Source organism: Pseudomonas sp. MN1F, assembly GCF_009391885.1.
GTDB lineage: Bacteria > Pseudomonadota > Gammaproteobacteria > Pseudomonadales > Pseudomonadaceae > Aquipseudomonas.
The window spans coordinates 83,199-107,184 of sequence record NZ_VZII01000037.1 but is presented as its reverse complement, the minus strand read 5'-3'; the positions used below and the strand labels follow the sequence as shown (position 1 = coordinate 107,184).

The 23,986-nt window shown below is 65.1% G+C and carries 21 protein-coding genes and 1 pseudogene; 4 read left to right on the top strand and 18 right to left on the bottom strand.

The window, feature by feature from the left end; all coding sequences use genetic code 11:
* Nucleotides 1–21: 21 nt before the first annotated feature.
* A complete protein-coding gene (locus F6X59_RS18365) occupies nt 22–3,786 on the bottom strand; it encodes a CheR family methyltransferase (RefSeq protein WP_152957444.1) in 3,765 nt (1,254 codons plus the stop codon).
* Nucleotides 3,787–4,110: 324 nt separating this feature from the next.
* Between F6X59_RS18365 and F6X59_RS18360 the strand changes: the two genes are divergently transcribed.
* Together F6X59_RS18360 and F6X59_RS18355 are read left to right on the top strand one after the other, a co-directional pair.
* Entirely contained in the window at nt 4,111–4,326 is a 216-nt protein-coding gene (locus tag F6X59_RS18360; RefSeq protein WP_152957443.1) for a general stress protein, read from the top strand.
* Between the two features lie 103 nt (nt 4,327–4,429).
* Complete coding sequence (locus F6X59_RS18355) at nt 4,430–4,699, top strand: DUF6555 family protein (RefSeq protein ID WP_152957442.1); 270 nt, start codon at nt 4,430–4,432, stop codon at nt 4,697–4,699.
* 4 nt (nt 4,700–4,703) lie between these two features.
* On the opposite strand, the gene F6X59_RS18350 is transcribed toward F6X59_RS18355, so the two are convergent.
* Nucleotides 4,704–5,318 (bottom strand): response regulator transcription factor, encoded by a 615-nt coding sequence (locus F6X59_RS18350; RefSeq protein WP_346652068.1) that lies wholly within the window; start codon nt 5,316–5,318, stop codon nt 4,704–4,706.
* Nucleotides 5,319–5,434: 116 nt separating this feature from the next.
* On the opposite strand from F6X59_RS18350, the gene F6X59_RS18345 reads away from it, so the two are divergent.
* Nucleotides 5,435–7,096 carry a hybrid sensor histidine kinase/response regulator gene (locus F6X59_RS18345; protein ID WP_152957440.1) on the top strand — a complete coding sequence of 554 codons (1,662 nt, stop codon included), beginning with the start codon at nt 5,435–5,437 and terminating at the stop codon, nt 7,094–7,096.
* Here the strand turns inward: F6X59_RS18345 and F6X59_RS18340 are convergent.
* From F6X59_RS18340 to paaF, 16 genes and pseudogenes are all read right to left on the bottom strand, one after another.
* Nucleotides 7,083–7,382 carry a hypothetical protein gene (locus tag F6X59_RS18340; RefSeq protein ID WP_152957439.1) on the bottom strand — a complete coding sequence of 100 codons (300 nt, stop codon included), beginning with the start codon at nt 7,380–7,382 and terminating at the stop codon, nt 7,083–7,085. The two genes, F6X59_RS18345 and F6X59_RS18340, sit on opposite strands and share 14 nt — an antisense overlap.
* A gap of 212 nt (nt 7,383–7,594) precedes the next feature.
* Complete coding sequence (gene paaZ, locus F6X59_RS18335; RefSeq protein ID WP_152957438.1) at nt 7,595–9,643, bottom strand: phenylacetic acid degradation bifunctional protein PaaZ; 2,049 nt, start codon at nt 9,641–9,643, stop codon at nt 7,595–7,597.
* A gap of 24 nt (nt 9,644–9,667) precedes the next feature.
* Nucleotides 9,668–10,900, bottom strand: coding sequence for an OprD family porin (locus F6X59_RS18330; RefSeq protein ID WP_152957437.1), 1,233 nt, complete (start codon nt 10,898–10,900; stop codon nt 9,668–9,670).
* A gap of 27 nt (nt 10,901–10,927) precedes the next feature.
* A pseudogene (locus F6X59_RS18325) lies at nt 10,928–12,496 on the bottom strand (cation acetate symporter); the annotation flags it as partial.
* Nucleotides 12,487–12,795, bottom strand: a complete 309-nt coding sequence (locus F6X59_RS18320; protein ID WP_110637637.1) for a DUF485 domain-containing protein — start codon at nt 12,793–12,795, stop codon at nt 12,487–12,489. The gene F6X59_RS18320 and the pseudogene F6X59_RS18325, both read right to left, overlap by 10 nt.
* 145 nt (nt 12,796–12,940) lie before the next feature.
* Entirely contained in the window at nt 12,941–14,017 is a 1,077-nt protein-coding gene (gene paaE, locus F6X59_RS18315) for a 1,2-phenylacetyl-CoA epoxidase subunit PaaE (protein WP_152957435.1), read from the bottom strand.
* A 15-nt stretch (nt 14,018–14,032) separates the two neighbouring features.
* Nucleotides 14,033–14,566 carry a 1,2-phenylacetyl-CoA epoxidase subunit PaaD gene (paaD, locus tag F6X59_RS18310; RefSeq protein WP_152957434.1) on the bottom strand — a complete coding sequence of 178 codons (534 nt, stop codon included), beginning with the start codon at nt 14,564–14,566 and terminating at the stop codon, nt 14,033–14,035.
* Complete coding sequence (paaC, locus tag F6X59_RS18305; RefSeq protein WP_152957433.1) at nt 14,553–15,311, bottom strand: 1,2-phenylacetyl-CoA epoxidase subunit PaaC; 759 nt, start codon at nt 15,309–15,311, stop codon at nt 14,553–14,555. The genes paaD and paaC overlap by 14 nt, the downstream gene beginning before the upstream one ends.
* Nucleotides 15,312–15,319: 8 nt before the next feature.
* On the bottom strand, nt 15,320–15,601 hold the full coding sequence (paaB, locus tag F6X59_RS18300; protein ID WP_013972614.1) for a 1,2-phenylacetyl-CoA epoxidase subunit PaaB: 282 nt from the start codon (nt 15,599–15,601) through the stop codon (nt 15,320–15,322).
* A gap of 25 nt (nt 15,602–15,626) precedes the next feature.
* Complete coding sequence (gene paaA, locus F6X59_RS18295) at nt 15,627–16,616, bottom strand: 1,2-phenylacetyl-CoA epoxidase subunit PaaA (RefSeq protein ID WP_152957432.1); 990 nt, start codon at nt 16,614–16,616, stop codon at nt 15,627–15,629.
* A 193-nt stretch (nt 16,617–16,809) separates the two neighbouring features.
* Nucleotides 16,810–18,129 (bottom strand): phenylacetate--CoA ligase PaaK, encoded by a 1,320-nt coding sequence (paaK, locus tag F6X59_RS18290; protein WP_152957431.1) that lies wholly within the window; start codon nt 18,127–18,129, stop codon nt 16,810–16,812.
* Between the two features lie 121 nt (nt 18,130–18,250).
* The gene (gene pcaF / locus F6X59_RS18285; protein ID WP_152957430.1) at nt 18,251–19,471 is read right to left on the bottom strand and encodes a 3-oxoadipyl-CoA thiolase; all 1,221 of its coding nucleotides are present in this window, start codon (nt 19,469–19,471) and stop codon (nt 18,251–18,253) included.
* Nucleotides 19,464–19,919, bottom strand: coding sequence for a hydroxyphenylacetyl-CoA thioesterase PaaI (gene paaI / locus F6X59_RS18280; protein ID WP_152957429.1), 456 nt, complete (start codon nt 19,917–19,919; stop codon nt 19,464–19,466). Before paaI ends, pcaF begins: the two co-directional genes overlap by 8 nt.
* Nucleotides 19,912–21,429 (bottom strand): 3-hydroxyacyl-CoA dehydrogenase PaaH, encoded by a 1,518-nt coding sequence (gene paaH, locus F6X59_RS18275; protein ID WP_152957428.1) that lies wholly within the window; start codon nt 21,427–21,429, stop codon nt 19,912–19,914. Before paaH ends, paaI begins: the two co-directional genes overlap by 8 nt.
* A gap of 2 nt (nt 21,430–21,431) precedes the next feature.
* Nucleotides 21,432–22,223 carry a 2-(1,2-epoxy-1,2-dihydrophenyl)acetyl-CoA isomerase PaaG gene (gene paaG / locus F6X59_RS18270; protein ID WP_152957427.1) on the bottom strand — a complete coding sequence of 264 codons (792 nt, stop codon included), beginning with the start codon at nt 22,221–22,223 and terminating at the stop codon, nt 21,432–21,434.
* Nucleotides 22,224–22,261: 38 nt separating this feature from the next.
* Nucleotides 22,262–23,035 carry a 2,3-dehydroadipyl-CoA hydratase PaaF gene (gene paaF, locus F6X59_RS18265; RefSeq protein WP_152957426.1) on the bottom strand — a complete coding sequence of 258 codons (774 nt, stop codon included), beginning with the start codon at nt 23,033–23,035 and terminating at the stop codon, nt 22,262–22,264.
* A gap of 278 nt (nt 23,036–23,313) precedes the next feature.
* Between paaF and paaY the strand changes: the two genes are divergently transcribed.
* Nucleotides 23,314–23,913: a phenylacetic acid degradation protein PaaY gene (gene paaY / locus F6X59_RS18260; protein WP_152957425.1), complete on the top strand. Its 600-nt coding sequence runs from the start codon at nt 23,314–23,316 to the stop codon at nt 23,911–23,913.
* Nucleotides 23,914–23,986: the final 73 nt, after the last annotated feature.

Below are 23,986 nucleotides of genomic sequence, written 5' to 3'. Positions count from 1 at the left end.
GCTGGCGCAATCCCTGTGGATTCAGTAAGGCACCGAGCCGCTTAGCGCCTCAATGGCCTCGACCAGTTCGTCATAACCCACCGGCTTGTTCAGGTGGCGATCGAAGCCAGACTGGCGCGACTTATGCTGATCGGCGCTGGCACCGTAGCCGGTGAGGGCGATCGCTGGCGTGTGGCGCAGGTGGGCGAGGCCGCGCAAGGCCCTGATCAGCGCGTGACCGTCCATGCCCGGCATGCCGATGTCCGAGATGATCACGTCATAGTCGCCGCTGGCTGCGGCCTCCAGCGCCTTCAGCGGATTGCTGTAGGCCGCGACTACGGCGCTTTCCATCTCCAGCAACGCCTGCATGACTTCCAGGACTTCAGGCGAGTCGTCGACCAGCAATATCGTCGTGCCTTGCAACCGTCCCTGGCTGGCAGGTTCCGGGTTATCTGAACGCAGTTGCAGCCCGGGGTCGCACAACGGCAGGCGGACGGTAAAGGTGCAGCCCTTGCCAAGCCCCGCCGAGCTGGCTTCGACACTGCCGCCATGCGCTTCAGCGAGCTGGCGCACCAGCGACAGGCCAATGCCGAGGCCTTCTCGGCCATGGCTGGCCACCTGCGGCGCCGCCTGGCTGAACAGGTCGAAGATATGCTCCAGGTTGTCGTGGCTCAAGCCCACGCCCTGGTCGATCACCTGCAGACGTGCGTGCGTTTCGTCGTGGCTCAGCACCAGGCGAATGTCACCGCCTGGCGGGCTGAACTTCAGCGCGTTGTTCAGCAGGTTCCAGATGATCTGCTCCAGGCGCGTCAGGTCGCCGTCGATCATCAGCGGCAGGTCATCGGCGGGCACCTCCAGGTGCACCGGGCAAGGATGCTGCTCGCTCAGCACCACCGCATGGATGCCCCGCACAATCGCGCCGAGGTCCACCGGTTCGGTCTTGAGCTTGAGCTTGCCGGTGCGAATGCGCGCGACATCGAGCAGGTCATCGATGATCCGGGCCTGGCTGGACACGGCTTCGCAGATGGTGCCAACCGCCTTGCTGGCAGCGCCGATGCTCTTGATCGTGGGCAGCCGGCGGAGGATTTCGGCATTGAGCTGGATCAGGTTGAGCGGGTGCTTCAGCTCGTGGGACATCACCGCGAAGAACTCGTCTTTCATGTGGCTGGAGCTCTGCGATTCGGCCAGTTGCTTGCTCAGGCGCTCTTCACCGAGGCGCACGCGCTCTTCGGCGGCGTGGTTCTTGCTGATGTCGATGAAGGTCAGCACGGTGCCGTCGATCTTCTGTTCGCTGGCGCGATAGGGCAGCAGGCGCGCCAGGTACCAGTGATTGTCCTGGGCGCCGATCTCACGCTCGATGGTGGTTTCGCCCTTGGCCACGGCGCGGGCATCATCGGCCAGGGCCGGGTAATCGAGGCGGTGGGTGATGTCCAGCAGCGAGCGGCCGGTATCCACCGGCAGCATGTTGAACAGGTCGGTGGCGCGTGGGGTGAACCAGCGAATGTGCAGGTTGCGGTCGACGAACACCGTGGCGATATCGGTCGAGGCAATCAGGTTGCTCAGGTAGTCGTTGACCTTGTCGGTCTCCTCGACCTTGTTCTTGAGCTCGTAGTTGACCGTGAGCAGCTCCTCGTTGATCGACTGCAGCTCTTCCTTGCTGGTTTCCAGCTCTTCGCTGGCCGAGCGCAGCTCTTCGTTGATGGCCTGCATTTCTTCGTTGGAGGCGGTCAGCTCTTCGCTGGAAACCTCCGACTGTTCGATGGTTTCCTGCAATAGCAGGCGGGTGCGCTGCAGTTCGCGCTCCAGGTTGTTCAGGACCATGCTGTCGGTCTGGCGGATAACCCCTGGCAGCGGCAAGGTCGGGTCGGGGGCACGCTCTTCGAACACGACCAGCAGGCACTCGCTGGTGCTCAGTTCGTCCTTGAAGGGCTGCACGGTAATTTCCACCTGCTGCCGATGTTCACCCTCGCCAAGGTCGACCGGCCGCGAGGTGACGGCATCGGTGCCCTGGCGGGCCTGGAACAGCGTGCTGCGCAAGGCCAGGCGCAGGCTCGGCAGCACCAGGTTGAGGAGGTTGCGGCTCGGCTCGCCCCCCGCCAGCTGCAGGTAGCGCCCAACGCCGTCGCTCATGTGCAGGATGTTGCCCTCGCCATCGATGATCAGGCTTGGCGGCATGCGCCGGGCCAGGGCCCGATGGTGCATCTCGGCATAGGACGGCTTGCGCCCGGGCTTGGTCTTGGCCTGCAGGTCCTGGGCGATATTGGCCATGTTCGCACCGGGCAGCTGCCGGCCTGAACTGCGGCCGGCCTGGCTGACCTCACGGGCGCGGAAGATGCGGTTGCGTTTGTCCACCGGGACGAACAGCTCACCGGCCACATCGGCCGATTCGGACGTACCCAGGAACAGGTAGCCGCCGCTGCGCAGGGCGTAGTGGAACATTTGCAGGATGTCGTGCTGGACTTCGCGGTCCAGGTAGATCAGCAGGTTGCGGCAGACGATCAGGTCGATCTGCGAGAACGGCGGGTCGGACAGCAGGTTGTGGCGGGCGAACAGCACCTTCTCCCGCACCTCCTTGCGCACCCGGTAATGCTGGTCCTCCTTGACGAAGAACTGGCGCAGCCGAGTGGGCGGCACGTCGGTGACGATCGCCTCGGGATAGGAGCCCGTGCGGGCGATGCCGATGGCGCGTGCGTCGAGGTCGGTGGCAAACACCTGGACCTTGCTTGCACGCTGCTCCAGGGCCAGCTGCTCACACACCAGCATGGCCAGGCTGTAGGCCTCTTCGCCAGTGGAGCAGCCGGCCGACCAGACGCGGATCTCGCGATTGTCTTCGCCTTGGCTGACCAGTTGCGGCAGAACATGACGCTCCAGCGATTCGAACGCTTCCCGGTCGCGGAAGAAGTTGGTCACGCCGATCAGCATGTCGCCCAGCAAGGCCGTGGCTTCGCTGCTGTGCTGCTCCAGGTAGCGCAGGTAGCCACCCAGCTCGGTCTGCCCGGTCACGTGCAGGCGGCGCTCGATCCGCCGTAGCACGGTGGCGCGCTTGTAATGCTGGAAGTCGTGGCCGGTGGCGTTGCGCAGTTGCAGCAGGATTTCGTCGAGCAAGGGCTCGGCGGCCTGGGCATCGCCGGCGCGGGTGCCCAGCGGTGGTGGCAGGGTATCGTCTTCGATCTCTGGCAATTTCACCTGGCTCGCCGAGCGCCACAGCTCCATCAGTTTCTGTGGCATCTCGGCAGCCGGCAGCACCAGGTCGACCATGGCGGTTTCGATGGCGGCGCGCGGCATGCTGTCGTATTGGGCGTCGTCCGGGGTCTGCACCAGGGTTACCCCACCTTGCTCCTTGATCCGCGACAGGCCTACCGCGCCATCGGCACCGGTGCCCGACAACACCACGCAGAAGGCGTGGTCCTTGTGCACGTCGGCCAGGTCACGGAAGAACAGGTCGATGGCCACATGGTCGCCGCGTCGGCGATTGGCCGGGGTGACGCGCAGGTAGCCATCGTTGGTGGAAAGGCGGTTGGCCGGGGAAATCACATAGACGTGGTTGCGTTCGATCGGCACCGGCTCAGTGACCTGGCGCACCGGCATCGGCGTGGCTTCCTGGATGATCCGGTCGGCCACGCTCTGGTGGTCGGGCGACAGGTGCAACACCACCACGAAGGCCGCGCCGCAATCGCCGGGCATCTGCTGGAAGAAGGTGCGAATGGCCTCCAGGCCGCCAGCCGAGGCGCCGATGCCGACCACCGGGAAATCCAGGTGGCTGGGGCTCAGCGCGGGGTTTTGCGGCGATGCGGGTTGCTCAGTCATGAAGATGCCTTGTGCAGACCTGGAGGGTGGCCCTTTGAAGCATCGCCGGGCAGATGAGCGAGCATTATAGGCCGCTCGTCGGCTCTGTCGCGAGGCTTGGCAGTGTCGGGCCGGTTGCAGTTGTAACCGTGCAGTTGTGACAGTGGCCCAGCAAAAAAATTGCCTGGCCAAAACCCACCGCACAAGCATTTTTACCGAGGGCCTTTCGCGCCACCGGTCAGCCGCACGCAATCCGATTGAGCAGACCCGCCCATGGGCTGTTCCGAACCAAGGCATGGCACCGTTTCATGCGCCAAACCCATCCGCATCGCAAGGAGAAACGACATGGCTGCTGATCAACAACGGACCGGACAACGTGGCGGCACCAAGGAAACCAACCCGGGCAACTTCGCCAATGACCGCGAACGGGCCTCCCGTGCTGGCCATAAAGGTGGCCAGGCGTCGGGCGGCAACTTCGCCAACGACCGGCAGCGGGCATCGGAAGCCGGCCGCAAGGGCGGGCAGAACAGCCACGGCGGGGGCCGCCAGCCTCAGCAGTAGCGCCCGCCGCCTGGCGTTGAAGGGTTCGACAATCTTTTTGAATTTTTAGCGGACGGCATCACTCAATGAAAGAGTCATCCATGGAGAAGAGGAGGGCCGCGTGATGCCTAGTCCCCAGCTGTACATTATCGATTACCTGCTGCACGGCCAGCCGCGCAGCTTCATTATCCGGCTCGAGAAAATCGATAACGCCGAGGCCTGGCATTGGGCGAGTTGTGATGCAGGGATCGGCATCATCCCGAAGTTCGGGCGAGAGAAGATCAAGAAAGTGAGCCGGCCGATGGCTGAGCGCTACGGGATAACCGCCGTGAGTTGGCGGCTTTCAGGCAGCAAGCCCAGCCAGACAGTCAGTGACTCCAGCGTGACCAGTTGAACAATCAGGTACCGCTGTACTTGACCGCCGCCGCCGTGCGCGAGGTGACATTGAGCGCCTTGAGCAACGATGACACGTGAATGCGTACGGTGAACGGCGAGATGTCCAGGGCGCGGGCGATTTCCTTGTTGGTCTTGCCTTGGGCGATCAGCCTTAGCACCTCCTGCTGGCGGTGGGTGAGCTGTTCCAGTTCGCTGACGCTACCCAGGCTCGGCAACAACCCCGAAGGGCTGTACTTGACCAGCACCTCGCCGTCTCGGATGGCCAGGATAGCTGCGCCGAGCTCCTCTGGCGCGACGCTTTTGCCGATGAACCCGTCCACGCCGCTGGCCATGACATGCTCGATCAGCGCCGGGTCATCGACCATCGACACGATGATCAGCGTGGTACGGCGCAACAGCTGACGCAGTTCGGCCAGTCGCTCGATGCAGTCGAGCCCCGGGAAGCGCAGGTCGAGAATCAGCGTGTCCGGCGCCTCGCCCTCGCGGGCCAGCGCCAGCACCTGCTGCAGGTCGCCGGCCTCCTCAAGCTGGGCCTGCGGCAAAACCCGCTGCACGGTACGGACCATAGCCTCCCTGAACAGTGGATGGTCGTCCGCCACGATGATGCGGCACGTCACGATCTGGCACTCCCTGTGAACGACGGTTTTCCCGACCATGCTAACTTAGCAGTCGACAACGGCAAGCGCTGCGACACGAGGGCGTTTATGCGACCCCGTGCACAAGGACGTCGACCATGGACTACAACAAGAACAACGAACTCGACCAGGCCAACCTGCGCGTCATCGTCGCCAGTTGCGCGCTGGTCTACATCACTGTGCTGGGTTTCCTGCCGGGTGAGTCGATCGACAGCTACCTGCCGGTGATCTACTACATCATCAGCTTCATCCTGCTGTCGATCGGCCTGCGCCAGGCCATTGCCCGCTGGCCGGGGCACTACCCGTGGCGGCGGGTGCTGGGCATCGTGCACGACTACACCGGCACCTGCTTCGGCCTGGTGCTGGGCGGCGAAGCGGCGTTGCCGCTGTATGCGGTGATGGTCTGGGTCAACCTCGGCAACGGCATGCGCTTCGGCACCCGCTACCTGGCCATCGCCACGGTGCTGGCGTTGACCGCACTGGTGGCGGTGTACCAGCTGAACCCTTACTGGCAGGCCAACCCGTTCATGGTGCTGATGCTGCTCACCACCAGTACGGTCATCCCGCTCTACGCCCATATGCTGCTGGAGCGCACGCGCAAGGCCTCGGAGCTGGCGATGGCGGCCACCCAGGAGAAATCGCGTTTTCTGGCCCAGGCCAGCCATGACCTGCGTCAACCGATCCACTCCATTGGCCTGTTCACCGCCTGCCTGCGTGAAGCGCCGCTGGCCGAGCAGGAGCGGCGCCTGGTGGACAGCATCGACCGCTCGCTGCTCAACGTGTCGCAGCTGTTCCGCTCGATCCTCGACCTGTACACGCTGGACAACGGCCGGGTGCAACCGAAGTACGAGGCCTTTGCGCTGCATGAGTTTCTCGCCGAGCTGCTGCGCCAGAACGCCGAGGCGGCGCGCTGGGCAGGTGTCGAGATGCGCCTGCACCCTTGCCGTTACTGGACCCGCGCCGACCGCGGCATGCTCGCGACCATGGTGCAGAACGTGCTCTCCAACAGTTTCAAGTATGCGGCCCAGCGGCCGCTGCTGATCGGCGTGCGGCGTCATGGTCAGGCGCTGGCCATCGTGGTCTATGACCAGGGTCGCGGGATCGATGAAGCGCATCAGGGCCTGGTCTTTGAAGAGTTCTACCGGGTGCGCCAGGTGCGCGACAAGGATGTTGAAGGCGTGGGCCTGGGCCTTTCGATCGTCAAGCGCCTGGGGCATTTGATGGGTTTGCAGGTACAGCTGCGCTCGCACGTGGGGCATGGCACGGCGGTGAGCCTGCAAGGCTTGCCGCACCTCGCGGCACAACCGTTGGCCCGCAGCAGTGAACAGCAGGTGTTGCAAGGCGCGATGCTCACGGGTCTGAAGGTGTGCCTGGTGGAAGATGATCACAACGTTTTGCGTGCGACATCGGCGCTGCTGCAGCGCTGGGGCTGCGAAGTTGAAGCGCATGGTTCACCCGTGGGGCTGGTCAGCGACTGCGACGTGATCGTTGCCGACTACGACCTGGGCCAGGACGCCACCGGGGTCGACTGCATCGACAGCTTGCGCGCACAGCGGGGCTGGGAGGTGCCGGCGTTGATCATGACCGGTCATGACCTGGAGAAGATCCAGGCGATCGTGCAGGGGCGCAATATCGCGCTCTTGTCCAAGCCGGTGCGCCCGGCGGAATTGCGCACGGCCCTGCGGGCGTTACGCGAGCTGCCAGCGGCGCCGGAAACGGAGCGCGGCGCCGGGGGCAGAGGCAACATTACTGCAGGATGATCGCCTGGCCTTCCTTGAGGCAGGACGGGGTCGGCTCATAGAGGCCCATGCCGCTGACCGCGACGATGGCGCCGCTGGGCATCTGGCAGTTGTATTCGCCCTTGGCGGTGGTGACGGTGTAGTAGGTCAGGGTGCTGTCGTTGCGCACGTTGGCGACCTTGCTGACCGGGGTGTTGAGGGCGAACTCGGCGCGTTCCTTGAGGGTCTGCTCGGAGGGCTTGATGGTCTGGCAACCGGCGACGGTGAACAGGACAGCGGCGCTCAGCAGGAGCTTGGCGGGTTTCATGGTGGAGGCTTCCTTGGCGTGGGGTGTGGCGGATGGCGGGACTATAGCGCCGAGGAGCGGGCAGGGCATTAGGGCGGATGTACGAGGTGGCCATGTGCCTTTAGTGCTGCCTGTACCGGCCTCTTCGCGGCTAAAGCCGCTCCCACAGGGTATGCGCAGTCCCTGTGGGAGTGGCTTTAGCCGCGAAGAGGCCGGCACAGCCAATCCATCACTTACTTCTTCAGCACCAGGGTCAGAATGTCATAGCTGGCCACCAGCTCACCGAGCTGATTGGTGACCTCCACGTCCCAGGCCACCACCCCTTGCGGCTGCCCCAGAGGGCTGGTCTTGCCCTGGTCGATCTTGCGCTTGCAGGTCAGCCGCGCCTGGATCGTGTCACCGATCCCCACCGGGTTGATGAAGCGCAGGGTATCCAGCCCGTAGTTGGCCAGCACCGGCCCGGCGCCTGGCGAGACGAACAGCCCGGCGGCAGCGGCGAGCACGAAGTAGCCATGGGCGATGCGCTTGCCGAACTGCGACTCCTTGGCTGCGATCTCATCGAAGTGCATGTAGAAATGGTCGCCCGACAGGCAGCCGAAGTTGACCAGGTCGGCTTCGGTCACGGTGCGGCGGTGGGTCAGCAGCGATTCGCCGATGCGCAAGTCGTCGAAGTAGCGGCGGAACGGGTGCACTTCGGTCTCGATCACTTCGGCGCCGCGCACGTATTCACCGGTGACGGCTGTCAGCATGCTGGGCGAGCCTTGTACTGCGGCGCGCTGCAGGTAGTGCTTGACCGCCCGCAGGCCACCCAGCTCCTCGCCACCCCCGGCGCGGCCCGGGCCGCCGTGCTTGAGCTGCGGCAGCGGCGAACCGTGGCCGGTGGACTCCTTGGCCGCTTCGCTGTCGAGCACCAGCAGGCGGCCGTGCCAGGCGGCGGCGACCGGGATGGCCTTGGCGGCCACGGCGCGGTCGGCGGTGACCAGGGTTGCCACCAGGCTGCCTTTGCCGCGAGCGGCCAGGGCCAGGGCTTCATCCAGGTCGTCATAGGCCATCAGCGTGCTGACCGGGCCGAACGCCTCGATGTCGTGGGCACCGCCCTCGGCATGCGGGTCGCGGGCCAGCAACAGGGTCGGGGCGAAGAACGCGCCTTCGGCAACGCCTTCGCCACGCGGAGCAAAGCCATCGCTGGCACCGAACAGCTGGTCACAGCTCTGCATCAGGCTGCGCACACGCTCGCCGACGTCGCGTTGCTGGTCATGGGAGGCCAGCGCACCCATGCGCACGCCTTCCACCGAAGGGTCACCGACCACCACCTTGCTCAGGCGCTCGCGCAGGCGGGTAGCCACCGCATCGATGTGCCTGGCCGGGACAATGGCGCGGCGAATGGCGGTGCATTTCTGCCCGGCCTTGGTGGTCATTTCCCGCACCACTTCCTTGATGTACAGCTCGAACGCTTCGCTGTCCGGGCTGACATCCGGGCCGAGGATGGCGCAGTTGAGCGAATCGGCCTCGGCGGTGAACGGCACCGAGTTGCGAATCAGGTTGGGCGTGACGCGCAGCTTTGCGGCGGTGTCTGCAGAACCGGTGAAGGTCACCACGTCCTGGCCCTGCAGGCGCTCCAGCAGGTCGCCGGTGCTGCCGATCACCAGTTGCAGGCTGCCCGCCGGCAGCAGGCCGGAGTCGTTCATCAGGCGCACCACGGCTTCGGTCAGGTAGCTGGTCGAGGTCGCGGGCTTGACGATGCACGGCATGCCAGCCAGGAAGGTCGGCGCGAACTTCTCGAGCATGCCCCAGATCGGGAAGTTGAAGGCATTGATGTGCACGGCCACGCCAGCGCGCGGCACCAGGATGTGGCTACCGGCGAAGTGGCCCTGTTTGCCCAGGGCAATGGCAGGCCCTTCATGCACCAGGTTGCCCGACGGCAGTTCGCGGCTGCCGATGCCGGCGTAGCTGAACAGCGTGGCATTGCCGCCCTCGATGTCGATCCAGCTGTCGGCGCGGGTGGCGCCGCTGTGGTGGGACAGGGCGTAGAGCTGTTCCTTGCGCTCGGCCAGGTACAGGGCCAGGGCCTTGAGGCGCTGGGCGCGCTGCTGGAAGTCCATGGCCATCAGCTCGGCCAGGCCGCGCGCGCGGGCGAATTCCACGGCTTCGGCGAAGTCCGGGCGTTCTTCGTGGCTGTAGGCCAGGACATGGCCGTCCAGGGCGCTGCGCAGGGCCTGGGCGCCGTGCTGGCCGATCCAGCGGCCGGCAATGAAGCTCTGCAGGGTTGGGGCGTCAGACATGCTGTTTTCCTCTTGTGGGCGCTGTTACCACAGCGCCAGGGTGTAGCCGATGATCAGGCGGTTTTCGTCCACGGCGTTGGTCAGGCCATTGCCGGAACGGAAGGTGACGTTGCGCCAGCGCAGGCTGACGTCCTTGAGCGGGCCGCTCTGGATGACGTAGGTGAGGTCGCTGTCGCGTTCGCGCTCACGGCCGTTGCTGACGCTGGCGGTTTCGGCGTGGCGGCCATCGGTGTAGCGGGTCATGAAGCTCAGGCCAGGGACGCCCATGGCGACGAAGTCGTAGTCGTAGCGCAGCTGCCACGAGTCCAGCCCGGCGCGGGTGAAGGTGTTGTAGGTCACCAGGTTGACGGTGAACGGGTCGCCGCCGTTGACGAACGGGAAGGCGCTGTCGCCAGACATCTGTTGCCAGGTGGCGGTGAACTTGTGGGCCCGTACGCCGAGGGTGAACATGGCGTTGAAGTTGCGGTTGTCGATGTTGCCGGCGCGCTCGGCGCCATCGTTGCGGCTGTCGAAGTAACGCAGGTCGCTGCGCAGGCTCAGGCCTTCGCCCAGCGGCCGGGTATCGACCAGGCCGACGAATTGCTGGCGGTAGATGTCCTGCAGCTTGGCGTAGTAATAACTGACGCTGGTCTGTGGGGTGAGCGCGTAGCTGCCACCGCCAAAGTCGAGGTGGTCGCTGGTCGCGGCGCCGTAGCCCATGTCGTCGCGCCCGGACGAATCGCGCAGGTTGACCTTGCTCAAGCGCCCGGCATTGACGGTCAGCCCGTCGATGTCCTGGCTGGTCAGCTGGCCACCCTGGAAGGTCGAGGCCAGCAATCGGGTGTCGTTGTACACCACCACCGGCAGGATCGGCTGCAGCGTGCCCAGGCGCAAGGTGCTCTTGGACACCCGCACCTTGCCGGTCAGGCCCAGCTCGCTGTAGTCGTCGACCGGCTCATGGCTGCTCGAACCGAACGGCAGCAGGCCGGTGTTGCGCCGGTCAGGGCTGGAATCGAGCTTGACGCCTAATTGCCCCATGGCATCGAGGCCGAAGCCGACCATGCCGTCGGTGAAGCCTGATTCCACTTTTGCCGTAAAGCCCTGGGCCCATTCCTCGGCTTTGGCCTGGGGCGCGTTGCTCTGGCGGAAATCGCGATTGATGTAGTGGTTGCGCAGTTCCAGCCGAGCGTGGCTGTCGTCGATAAAGTCCGCCAACGCCGGCAAGGGCAGGGCGAGGGTGGCCAACCAGGCGGCCGATTTCAGGTGTATGCGGTTCATTGTTGTTATACCCGACAGAGTCAAAGATCAGTGCTTGCTGGCGCCGGCGGCGCCGATACCGGTCATGGAGCGGATGAACTGCCCCAGATAGCGGCCACGTTCTTCCTTGGCCCGCTGCGAGCTGTCGCTGACCGAAAACGCCCAGGCGCTGATGAACGCCAGGCTCATGGAGAACAGCGCCGGGTTGCTGTAGGGGAACAGCGCCGTCTGGTTATGCAGCACGTTGACCCACACCGCAGGGCCGAGCACCACCAGCACCACAGCCGACACCAGCCCGGCCATGCTGCCGCACACCGCGCCACGGGTGGTCAGGCCCTTCCAGAACATCGAAAGCAGCAGTACCGGGAAGTTGACCGAGGCCGCCACGGCCAGCACCAGGCCGGACAGGAAGGCGATGTTCTGCGACTCGAACACCAGGCCCAGCACCACCGCGAGCATGCCGATCACCAGGGTGGCGATCCGCGACACGCGCATTTCTTCCTGCTCGCTGGCCTGGCCCTTGCGTACCACGCAGGCATACAGGTCGTGGGACACCGCCGAGGCGCCGGACAAGGCCAGCCCGGCCACCACGGCCAGGATGGTGGCGAAGGCCACGGCAGAGATGAAGCCCAGGAACAGGTTGCCGCCCACGGCCTGGGCCAGGTGCACGGCGACCATGTTGCCGCCACCGATGATCGCGCCTGCCGCATCGCGATAGGCGGGCTCGGTACCGACCATGACGATGGCGCCAAAGCCGATGACGATCAGCAGCAGGTAGAAGTAGCCGATGAAGCCGGTGGCATAGAACACGCTTTTGCGCGCTTCCTTGGCGTCGCTGACGGTGAAGAAGCGCATCAGGATATGCGGCAGGCCGGCGGTGCCGAACATCATGCCCAGGCCCAGCGAAATCGCATCCACCGGGTTCGACAGCAGGCCGCCCGGGGCCATGATCGCCTGGCCCTTGGCATGTACCGCCACGGCGCTGGCGAACATCGCTTCAGTGCTGAAACCGAAGTGCTTGAGCACCATGAAGGCCATGAAGGTGGTGCCGGACAGCAGCATCACCGCCTTGATGATCTGCACCCAGGTGGTGGCCAGCATGCCGCCGAAGGTGACGTAGGCGACCATCAGCACGCCGACCAGCATCACCGCATACAGGTAGCTGATGCCGAACAGCAGCTCGATCAGTTTGCCGGCGCCGACCATCTGCGCCACCAGGTACATCAGCGCCACCACCAGGGTGCCGAACGCCGAGCTCAGGCGTACCGGGGTCTGAGCCAGGCGATACGAAACCACATCGGCGAAGGTGTACTTGCCCAGGTTGCGCAGGCGCTCGGCGATCAGGAACAGGATGATTGGCCAGCCGGCCAGCACACCCAGGGCATACAGCAGGCCGTCGTAGCCATTCATGAACATCATGGCCGAGATGCCGAGGAACGACGCGGCGCTGATCATGTCCCCGGCAATCGCCAGACCGTTCTGCATGCCGGTCAGGCCGCCGCCGGCGGTGTAGAAGTCACTGGCCGAGCGGGTGCGCAGGGCCGCCCAGCGGGTGACCAGCAAGGTGAAGCAGACGAATACCATGAACATCGAGATGGCGGTCCAGTTCATTGCGCGCACTCCTGCTTGAGCTTGTCGTTGAGCGGGTCGAGCACGTTGTTGGCGCGGTGCACGTAAATGCCGGTGAGGGCGAACGACAGCAGCACCATCAAGACGCCGACCAGCATGCCGACGGTGGTCACGCCGCCGCTCAGGGACTGGCCGAGGGTGCTCGGGGAGAACGCCACCAGCAGGACGAAGCCGTAGTAGATGACCAGCATCGCCAGGGTCAGGCTGCCGTTGAGGCGGCGTTTGCGCCGGACCAGGTGCTGGAAGTCGGGGTGATTGCTGATGCTTTCGATGTGTTCCGGGGTCATGGCAAGCGATCTCTTTTTGTTTTGTAATTGTTGTAATCAGGTCACTTTTTGGGGGGGCTGATGGCCTCTCGCGGATGAATCCGCTGCTACAGGCCGGCGCTGTGCCTGCAGGAGCGGATTTATCCGCGATGAAGGCAACGCGGTCTCAGAGCTGGTCGAAGTCGAGCACCACCTTGTCGCTCACCGGGTAGGTCTGGCACGACAGCACATACCCGGCCGCCACTTCGTAGTCCTCCAGGGCATGGTTGCTGTCCATCTCAACCTCGCCCTCGATCACTCGGCACTTGCAGGTCGAGCACACGCCGGCCTTGCACGAGTAGGGCAGCTCGGCGCCGATGGCGTTGCCGGCATCCAGCACGTTCTGGGTGTTGCGCGGCAGGTCGAAGCTCAGCGCCCGGCCATCGCTGATCACGGTGATATGGCTGAGCGCCGAATCGGCCTGGCGTGCAGCCTCGCGGGCCTCACGACGGGCCTCGCTGCCAGCAGCGGCGAACAGTTCGAAGTGGATACGCTCCTTGGCCATGCCGTTAGCCTGCAGGCTGTCGCGCACCGTCTCGGTCATCGCCTGCGGCCCGCAGATGAATGCGGCATCGAGGCTGGCAACATCCATCCAGCGCGAAAACAACTGGCCGCACTTGTCGGCATCGATGCGGCCGTTGTACAGGTCGACATCCTGCTGCTCGCGGCTGAACACGAAAATCAGGTTGAGGCGGTCGAGGTAACGGTTCTTCAGGTCTTCGAGCTTGTCGCGAAACAGCGCGCCAGAACTGGAACGGTTGCCGTACAGCAGGGTGAAGCGGCTGTGCGGTTCGCGGGCCAGGGTGGTGGCGATGATCGACAGGATCGGCGTGATGCCACTGCCAGCCGCCACGCCCAGGTAATTGCCTTGGCGCGCCGGGTCCAGCGGCACGAAGAAGCTGCCCGAGGGCGGCAGCACGTCCAGCTGCTGGCCGGCCTTGAGGACTTCGTTGGCAAAGGCCGAGAAGCGCCCGCCGGGCACGCGCTTGACGGCCACCCGCAGCTCGCCGTCCTGCACCGCACTGCAGATGGAGTAGGAGCGGCGGACTTCTTCGTTGTCCAACTGGGTGCGCATCACCAGGTACTGGCCCTGGGTGAAGCGGAACGCCTCCTGCAGGTGCGCCGGTACGTCGAAGGCGATCGACACCGCATCACGGGTTTCATTGCGCACTTGCTTGATGGTCAGGCTGTGAAACTGGCTCATGGTGGTCTCCACGGCTCAAATGCATTTGAAATAGTCGAACGGCTCCAGGCACTCGCGACAGCGGTACAGCGCCTTGCAGGCCGTGGAGCCGAACTGGCTGAGCAATTCGGTGTGGCGGCTGCCACATTGCGGGCAGCACACCTCGGGGGCCTCGCCAAGCAGGCTGCGCTTGCTGGCGCTGCCTTGCGGCGGGGCGATGCCATAGGCACGCAGGCGTTCGCGGCCCAGTGCGCTGATCCAGTCGGTACTCCAGGCCGGGGTCAGCCTGCGCTCCAGGTCTGGCTCAGCGAAGCCGGCCTGCTCCAGTGCCTGGCGAATATCGGCCTCGATCACCTCGGTGGCCGGGCAGCCGGAGTAGGTCGGCGTGACGATCAGGTGCAGGTGGCCGGCACGCCAGCCCAGGTCGCGCACGATGCCCAGATCGACCACGCTGACCACGGGCACTTCCGGGTCCATGACCTGGCCCAGTACGGCCCAGGCCCGCGCCAGGTCGTCGCCGCGCGGCGCACGGGCGCCGCGGTCGCCGGCAATCAGCTCACCAGGTTGCATCGGGGTAGGCCCTTGGCAGAAACTGCATCTCGGCCAGCAGCAGGCCCAGGTGCTCGCTGTGCAGGCCTTGGCGGCCGCTCAGGTAGAAGTGGCTGGCAGCCTTGGGCAGCGGCAGCTCGACCGATTCGAAGGTCGCGCTCACCTGCTTCAGCCAGGCCGCGCCGACTGCTGCCGGGTCGGCAGCGATGCCGGCCTGGGCCAGTTGCACTTCGTTGTCACTGCCGGCGGTCAGTTCGACAGTGAAGCGCCACAGTGCTGGAATCGCTTCGAGCATGCGCCGGCGGCTTTCATCGGTGCCGCCACCCAGGCGCTGCACCCATTCGCTGGAGCGGCGCAAGTGATAGGTCACTTCCTTCAGGGCCTTGGCGGCAATCCCGGCGATGCGCTCGTCACGCGACTCGACCAGGCCCTGCAGCACGGCGTAGTGCCAGGCGTCGTAAAGGAACTGCTTGGTCATGCTCACGGCGAAGTCGCCATTGGGCTGCTCGACCAGCAACAGGTTGCGGTAGGCGCGCTCGTCGCGGCGAAACGCCAGGGCATCGGCGTCACGGCCGTCGTCGAGCAGCTCAGCGGCGTATTCAAGCCAGTTGCGCGCCTGGCCCACCAGGTCGAGGCCGACGTTCATCAAGGCCAGCTCTTCTTCAATGGCCGGCGCGTGGCCGCACCACTCGCACAGGCGCTGGCCCTGGATCAGGGCGCTGTCGCCGAGCAGCAGCAAATACGGGATCAGATCGTGCTTGTGCATGGCCAACCTCACATGTGCCCGACTTCGTCGGGCAGTTCGTAGAAACTGGCGTGGCGGTAGACCTTGTCGTCCGCAGGGGCGAACAGCGGGTCTTTCTCGTCGGGCGAGGAGGCGGTGATCAGTGCCGAAGGCACCACCCACAGGCTCACGCCTTCACTGCGGCGGGTGTACAGCTCGCGAGCGTTCTCGATGGCCATGGCGGCGTCGGCGGCATGCACGCTGCCAACATGCTTGTGGTTAAGGCCGTGCTTGCTGCGCACGAACACTTCGTAGAGGGTCCAGACAGACATTTTCGATCTCCGCATCAATCGCCGCTCAGGCGGCGTTCTTGTTCTGTTGCTTGCGTGCATAGGCCACGGCCGCTTCGCGCACCCAGGCGCCATCCTCGATGGCCTTGCGCCGGGTGGCGACGCGCTCCTGGTTGCACGGGCCGTTGCCCTTGATGACTTCGTAGAACTCGTCCCACTGGATCTCGCCGAAGTCGTAGTGGCCACGCTCGGCGTTCCACTTCAGGTCCGGGTCGGGGGCGGTACAGCCGAGCAGTTCGAGCTGGGGCACGGTCTGGTCGATGAAGCGCTGGCGCAGTTCGTCGTTGGTCTGGCGCTTGATCTTCCAGGCCATCGACTGGGCGCTGTTGGGCGAGTGCTCGTCGCTTGGGCCGAACATCATCAGCGCCGGCCACCAGAGGCGGTTGATGGCGTCCTGAACCATGTCCTTCTGCGCCTGGGTGCCTTCACGCATCATGGTCAGCAGCAGCTCGTAGCCCTGGCGCTGGTGGAAGCTCTCTTCCTTGCAGATGCGGATCATGGCGCGCGAGTAGGGGCCGTAGGAGGTGCGCTGCAGCACCACCTGGTTGACGATGGCGGCGCCATCGACCAGCCAGCCCACGGCGCCCATGTCGGCCCAGCTCAGGGTCGGGTAGTTGAAGATGCTCGAATACTTGGCCTTGCCGCTGTGCAGCTTGGCGATTTCCTCGTCGCGGTCGGCGCCGAGGGTTTCCATGGCGCTGTACAGGTACAGGCCATGGCCGGCTTCGTCCTGGATCTTGGCCATCAGCTGCAGCTTGCGCTTGAGGCTGGGGGCGCGGGTGACCCAGTTGCCTTCGGGCAGCATGCCGACGATTTCCGAATGAGCGTGCTGGGAGATCTGCCGGATGAGGGTCTGGCGGTAGGCCTCGGGCATCCAGTTCTTGGCTTCGATCTTGATTTCGGCGTCGATCTTTTCCTGGAAGTTGCGCTCATCAAACGACATCTCTTCCAGCGACTTGACGCGCTTGACTCCGGTTTCCACTAGCTGTGCGTACATGTTCCGACTCCTGCTAAGGCATGAGTCATTTGTAAGCGATACAAAACATAACGTCAAACTGTTTTATGTGTATCGAATAAGATTTGTGTATCGCTTTGCCGGCCCTTTCGCGGGTTTACCCGCGAAGGGGCCAGCAGAAAAAATGCAAAAAAAAGCCCCGGACGATGCCGGGGCCGAAAAGGCAGCCGATGAGTCAGCTGGCCAACCGTTTGTCGAATACGTGGCAAGCCTTGCCTTCTGAGCGCTTGAGCGTGCCGCAAGGCTGCAGGAGTACCTGGGTGCTGATGCCGATGTAGGTCTTGATCTGCTTGCTCAGCTCGCCGACCACCTGCTTGCGCTGCGACTCATCGAGATGCTGGCATTCCCCACGCAATTCCACATGCACCTCGACACTGTCCAGGTTGCCATTACGATACAGATAAATTTCATAAAGCTCTGAAAGCTGTTTTATTTTCAGCACCTGCTCCTCGATCTGCGTCGGGAACACGTTCACCCCGCGGATGATCAGCATGTCGTCACTGCGCCCGGTGATCTTGCCAATGCGCCGCATCGGCCGCGCCGTGCCCGGCAGCAGGCGGGTCAGGTCACGGGTGCGGTAGCGCACCATTGGCAGCGCCTCCTTGCTCAACGAGGTGAACACCAGTTCGCCCAGTTGCCCGTCCGGCAGCACCGCGCCGGTTACCGGGTCGATGATCTCGGGGTAGAAGTGGTCTTCCCAGATGGTCGGGCCATCCTTGGTCTCGATGCACTCCATGGCCACACCCGGGCCCATGATTTCCGACAAGCCATAGATATCCAGGGCATCAATGCCCAGGCGCTGTTCAATGGAACGGCGCAGCTCGTCGGTCCAGGGCTCGGCACCGAAGATGCCCAGGCGTAGCTTCAGGTCATGCGGGTCGATGCCCTGGCGCTCGATCTCGTCGGCGAGGTTGAGCATGTACGAAGGCGTGACCATGATGATGTCGGGCTGGAAGTCGCGGATCAGCTGCACCTGCTTCTCGGTCTGGCCGCCGGACATGGGGATTACCGTGCAGCCCAGGCGCTCGGCGCCGTAGTGGGCACCGAGGCCGCCGGTGAACAGGCCGTAGCCGTAGGACACATGCACCTTGTCGCCCTTGCGCCCACCCGCGGCACGGATCGAACGGGCCACCACGTTGGCCCAGGTGTCGATGTCGTTCTGAGTGTAACCGACTACCGTCGGCTTGCCGGTGGTGCCGCTGGAGGCATGCAGGCGCACCACCTCTTCCTGGGGCACGGCGAACATGCCGTAGGGGTAGTTGTCGCGCAGGTCGTTCTTGCCGGTGAACGGGAACTTGGCCAGGTCGTCGAGGGACTTCAGGTCATCGGGGTGGGCGCCGGACTCGTCGAAGCGCTTGCGGTACAGCGGCACGTTGTCGTAGGCGTGCTTCAGGCTCCAGCGCAACCGCTCCAGCTGATGCTGGCGCAGGGCGTCGATACTGGCGGTTTCCATCGGGTCCAACAGGGCACGATCGGCATCATGGTACATGTTCATGGCTTCACTCGAATTGTTCTTGTACGCCGCGCGAACCAGGCTGCAGGCTACGCGGTGAGTGTCATGGAGGCAGCATATACGGCTGCGTTCAGTTCGGTAACACGCGGATGGCCTGAACCGCTCAGAGGCGCTCGATGACCATGGCAATGCCTTGGCCTACACCGATGCACATGGTGCACAGGGCGTAGCGGCCGTCGGTTTGTTCAAGCTGGTGCAGGGCGGTGGTGACCAGCCGCGCACCGCTCATGCCCAGCGGGTGGCCGAGGGCGATGGCGCCGCCATTGGGGTTGACCCGCGGGTCGTCGTCGGCGAGGCCCAGTTCACGCAACACCGCGAGGCCCTGGGCGGCGAAGGCTTCGTTGAGCTCGATGACGTCCATGTCAGCCAGCGCCAGGCCGGTCAGCTCCAGCACCTTGCGGGTGGCCGGCACCGGGCCGATGCCCATGATGCGTGGCTCGACCCCGGCCACTGCCATGCCGACGATGCGGCCTCGGGCCTTGAGGCCATGGCGGCGGGCCGCAGCGCTGCTGGCCAGCAGCAGGGCACAGGCGCCGTCATTGACGCCTGAGGCATTGCCGGCGGTGACGCTGCCGCCTTGGCGGAAGGGCGTGCCGAGCTTGGCCAGTTGTTCCAGGGTAGTCTCGGCACGCGGGTGCTCGTCCTGCTCGACACGCAGGGCCGGGCCTTTGCGCTGGGCGATTTCCACCGGCACGATTTCCCGTGCGAGGCGGCCATTGGCCTGGGCTGCGGCCGCTTTGTGCTGGCTGCGCAAGGCAAAAGCGTCCTGGTCGGCGCGGGAAATCCCAAACTGTTCAGCGACGTTCTCTGCTGTTTCCGGCATCGAGTCGATGCCGTACTCGGCCTTCATCAGTTTGTTGACGAAACGCCAGCCGATGGTGGTATCGAACAGCTCGGCGCTGCGGCCGAAGGCCTGCTCCGACTTGCCCATGACGAACGGCGCCCGCGACATCGACTCGACGCCACCCGCCAGCATCAGCCCAGCCTCGCCACAGCGCAGGGCGCGGGCGGCATTGCCGATGGCGTCCAGGCCCGAGCCGCACAGGCGGTTGAGGGTGGTGCCCGGGACACTGATCGACAACCCGGCCAGCAGGCCGGCCATGCGCGCGACGTTGCGGTTGTCTTCGCCGGCCTGGTTGGCGCAGCCGAGGATCACGTCGTCGATGGCCTGCCAGTCCAGTTCCGGGTGGCGCGCGATCAGCGCCTTGATCGGCACGGCGGCCAGGTCGTCGGCACGCACGCTGCTCAACGCGCCGCCGTAACGGCCGATGGGAGTGCGCACGGCGTCGATGATCAGGGCATCGAGGGGCTTGGCTTCAATCATCTTGGGTCTCCTGCGCGAGCACGGTGCCGCGCACTTGGTAGGATTTGCCGCGCAGCAGGGCGATCAGCTCGCCACGCTGGTTTTGTATGCGCACGTCGTACAGGCCGGTACGGCCTTTGCGGCTGAGTTCGACGGCCGCGGCGGTGAGCACGTCGCCCGGCAGCGCCGGGGCGACATAGTCGATGCTGCAGCCCTGGGCGACCGTGGCCTTGTCCTGGCTGTTGCAGGCAAAGGCAAAGGCCGAATCGGCCAGGGCGAACAGGAAGCCGCCGTGGCACGTGCCGTGGCCCTGCAGCATGTCGGCGCGCACCGGCATGCTCAGGCGCGCCCGGCCTGGGCCGACGTCGAGCAAGGTGATGCCCAGGCCCTGGGTGGCCGGGTCGCGGGAGTACAGGGCGTCGGCACAGGCCTGGGCCAGCTCTTCGGGATTACGCTGCAGCTCAGTCATGCAGGTTCGCTCCTTGTTCGGCGCAGCGGCGCAGCAGCAGGGAAGGCCGGTAGCGGCTTTCGCCGTAGCTGGCTTGCAGGTTTTCCAGCACGCGCAGGGTGTAGCCGACGCCAATCTGCTCGGCCCAGGCCAACGGGCCACGGGGGTAATTGACCCCGGCACACATGGCCAGGTCGATATCTGCGGCGCTGCCGACGCCCTGCAGCACCGCATCGGCCGCTTCGTTGGCGAGCATGGCCACGCTGCGCAGCACCACCAGGCCAGGCAGGTCGGCGATGCCGGTCACTTTCAGGCCGGCGCGCTGCAGCAGCGCTACCGCCTGGTCGCGTGCTTCGGCCGTGGTGTCGACCGACCAGCTGATGGCAATGCGTGTGGCGGCCTGGTAGTCCAGCGCGAGGTCGACCAGCACCAGGTTGCGCAGCCCCTCTTCCCGGGCCCGCTGGCTGGCCAGGCGGCCGTCGGACAGGGCCAGGGTGGCATCACCGGCACGCAACAGGCCGTTGCCCGCTCGCTCGGTGATGGCCAGGCCACTGTCCCGCAACCGCGCGACCAGCGGCTGCAGGACGCCCAGGCTGCCTTCGACCACGCAGCATTCGGCGCTTGCCTGGCTATGCAACTGCGCCGCCGGCGGGCGTTCGGCGCCCTCTGCGTAACTGTAGAAACCTTGGCCGCTCTTGCGCCCCAGGCGCCCGGCATCCACCAGTTCTTTTTGCACCAGTGAGGGCTGGAAGCGGAAGTCGCCATAAAAGGCGTCGAATACCGAGCAGGTAACGGCGTAGTTGACGTCGTGGCCGATCAGGTCGGTCAGCTCGAACGCGCCCATGCGAAAGCCGCCGGCATCGCGCAGCAGGGCATCCAGCGTCGCGCAATCGCCAGCGCCTTCCTGCAGCAGCCGCAGGCTTTCGGCATAGAACGGCCGAGCCACGCGGTTGACAATGAAACCGGGGGTGGAGCGCGTGTGCACAGGCTTCTTGCCCCAGGCTTTGGCGGTGTCATAGAGCGTGCTGGCGATACCGGGCGCGGTCGCCAGGCCGGAAACGATTTCCACCAGCGCCATCAGCGGCGCCGGATTGAAGAAGTGCATGCCGACCACCTGTTGCGGCCGTTGCAGGTCAGCCGCGAGGCTGGTGATCGACAGCGACGAGGTGTTGCTGGCCAGGATGCAGTCCTCGGCGCACAGGCCTTCCAGTTGCTGCAGCAACTGCTGCTTGACCTGCAGGTTCTCGACGATGGCCTCGATCACCAGGCGGGCGTCGGCCAGGGTTTCGATCGCCTCGACCGGCTGCAGGCGTGCGCTGATGGCTTCGCGTGCTTCTGGCTGCAATGTGCCTTTTTCCACCAGGCGCCCGAGCTGGCGGTCGATACCGGCGACTGCCTGGGCGGCGGCACCTGGCCGGTTGTCATAGAGCTTTACCGGGTGGCCGGCCTGGGCCGCGAGCTGGGCAATACCTGCCCCCATGGCGCCTGCGCCGATGACTGCCACCAAGGCGTTGCTGTTCAGTGCACTCATGCTCAGCGCCCCTTGAATGCAGGCGTGCGCTTGTTCATGAAGGCGCTCACGCCTTCACGGTAGTCCTCGCTGCGCCCGGCCAGCCGTTGCAGGTCGCGCTCAAGCTCCAGCTGCTGGTCGAAACCGTTGTCGAAGCTGGCGTTGAGGCTGCGTTTGATCAGGGCCAGGCCGTAAGTCGGCTGAGTGGCCAGGTGGCGGGCGAGGGCAAGTGCCTCGTCGCGCAGCTCGGCATCATCGACCACACGGTGGATCAAGCCCCAGCGCTCGGCCTGCTCCGCGCTCAGGCGCTCGCCAAGCATGGCCAGCGCCTTGGCCCGGGCCATGCCGACCAGGCGAGGCAACAGCCAGGTACCGCCAGAATCCGGCACCAGGCCGATCTTGCAGAACGCCTGGATGAAGCTGGCCGAACGGGCGGCTAGCACCAGGTCGCAGGCCAGCGGGAGGTTGGCGCCGGCACCGGCAGCCACGCCATTGACGGCGCAGATCACCGGCACTGGCAGGTCGCGCAGGGTGCGCACCAGCGGGTTGTAGAACCTGTCGATGGACTCGCCCAGGTCGGGCATGTCCGCGCCTGGCGCAACGTTGCGATCGGACAGGTCCTGGCCGGCGCAAAAGCCGCGGCCTTCACCGGTCAGCAGCAGCACCCGGGCCGCGCGGCTCTGGCGTACCTGCTTGAGGGCTTCGCGCACTTCCAGGTGCATCTGCGTGTTGAAGCTGTTGAGTTGCTCGGGGCGGTTCAGGGCGAGGAAGGCCACGCCGTCCTCGATGGAAAACACAATGTGCTCGAAAGTCATGATGGACTCGCTCGATCAGTCGATGGGGAGTGGGCGACTCAGCAGCCTTTGAACTGCGCCGGGCGTTTTTCCTGGAAGGCGCGGATGCCTTCGTCACGGTCGGCGGTGCCGGCCAGCACGGTGAAGGCATGGCGCTCGAAGCGCAGGCCGCTGGCCAGGTCGCTGTCGCCGGCCTTGAGTAGCGCTTCCTTGGCCAGGCGTAAGGCCAGCGGTGCCTTGGCGGCGATGCTGCGGGCAACCTGCAGCGCACGTTCCACGGCCAGTTCAGGTTGGGTGATTTCGCTGATCAGGCCGGCCTGCAAGGCATGGCGGGCAGTGATGGCCTCACCGGTCAGGACCATCTGCATGGCCAGCGGCTTGCCCACGGCCCGCAGCAGGCGCTGGGTGCCACCGGCCCCGGGCATGATGCCGAGGTTGATCTCGGGCTGGCCGAAACGGGCATCTTCGCCGGCAATCACGATGTCGGCGCACATCACCAGCTCGCAGCCGCCGCCCAGGGCATAGCCGTTTACCGCGGCGATCAAGGGCTTGGAAAACGCTGCGATGCGTTGCCAGTGGGCGACACGGGGATCGTTGAGAATGCCGACCAGATCGCGCTCGGCCATCTCGCGGATGTCCGCACCGGCGGCGAACGCCTTGCGGCTGCCGGTGATGACCACGGCGCGGGTAGCGGGGTCGGCATCGGCTTGCGCAAGGCCGGCGGCGAGCTCCGCCAGCAACTCGGTGCACAGGGCGTTGAGCGCTTCCGGGCGCTGCAGGGTGAGCAGGCGAACGCCGTGTTCAGGGGCCTGCACATCGATGAAACGAGGCATGTCGGGGTCCTCAGGCTGCTCGCACGGCACTTCGCGAGGCCGGCATTTATTGGAATTGTCTGCAGGGGCGGCGGCGGGGCCTGCCCAGGTGCGATCAGTATATGCATTATGCGATACATCAACGCAATAGCAATTGTGTTTTTGTGTATCTCGTTTTATGTTGGCCGCTATGCAGTTACGGCTAAAGACTAGATAAAATGCGGCTTGTGCTGGGTTCTGCGCCGCATCTGTTTGCGATACACAAAAAATTTATCAATAGAAAATAACGGAGAAATGATATGCCTTGCTATCGACTCGACGGCCTGACCCCGGTGGTCGACCCCACGGCTTATGTGCACCCAAGTGCCGTGCTGATCGGTGACGTCATCGTCGGCCCGCGCTGCTATGTGGGGCCGTTGGCGTCCCTGCGTGGTGATTTCGGGCGCATCGTGCTGGAGGAAGGCGCGAACTTGCAGGACACCTGCGTCATGCATGGCTTCCCCGGCGGTGACACGGTCATCGAGCGCAATGGCCATGTCGGCCACGGCGCGGTGCTGCATGGCTGCCGCGTCGGCGCAGACGCCCTGATCGGCATGAATGCTGTGGTCATGGATGGCGCTCACATAGCGCCACGTTGCATCGTCGGTGCCACGGCGTTTGTCAAAGCCGGCTTCGAGTGCCCCGAACAGAGCCTGGTGATGGGTGCGCCAGCCCAGGTCAAACGCCCACTGACCGAGCAGGAGCTGAGCTGGAAGCAGCGTGGCACTGCCGAATACCAGCAGCTGAGCCAGCGCTGCATGGCAACGATGGTGGAATGCCCACCGCTGACCGCCGCCGAAGCACAGCGCCCGCGCATGGGTGACAGAGGCTTGCGGCCCAAAGGCGAGGCGGGCGCATGAACCTGCCGGCGTCGCGGCATGGTCAGGCGACCCGTCGCACAGGTATAGTCGGTGCTTTCAATGCGCGCAGTTC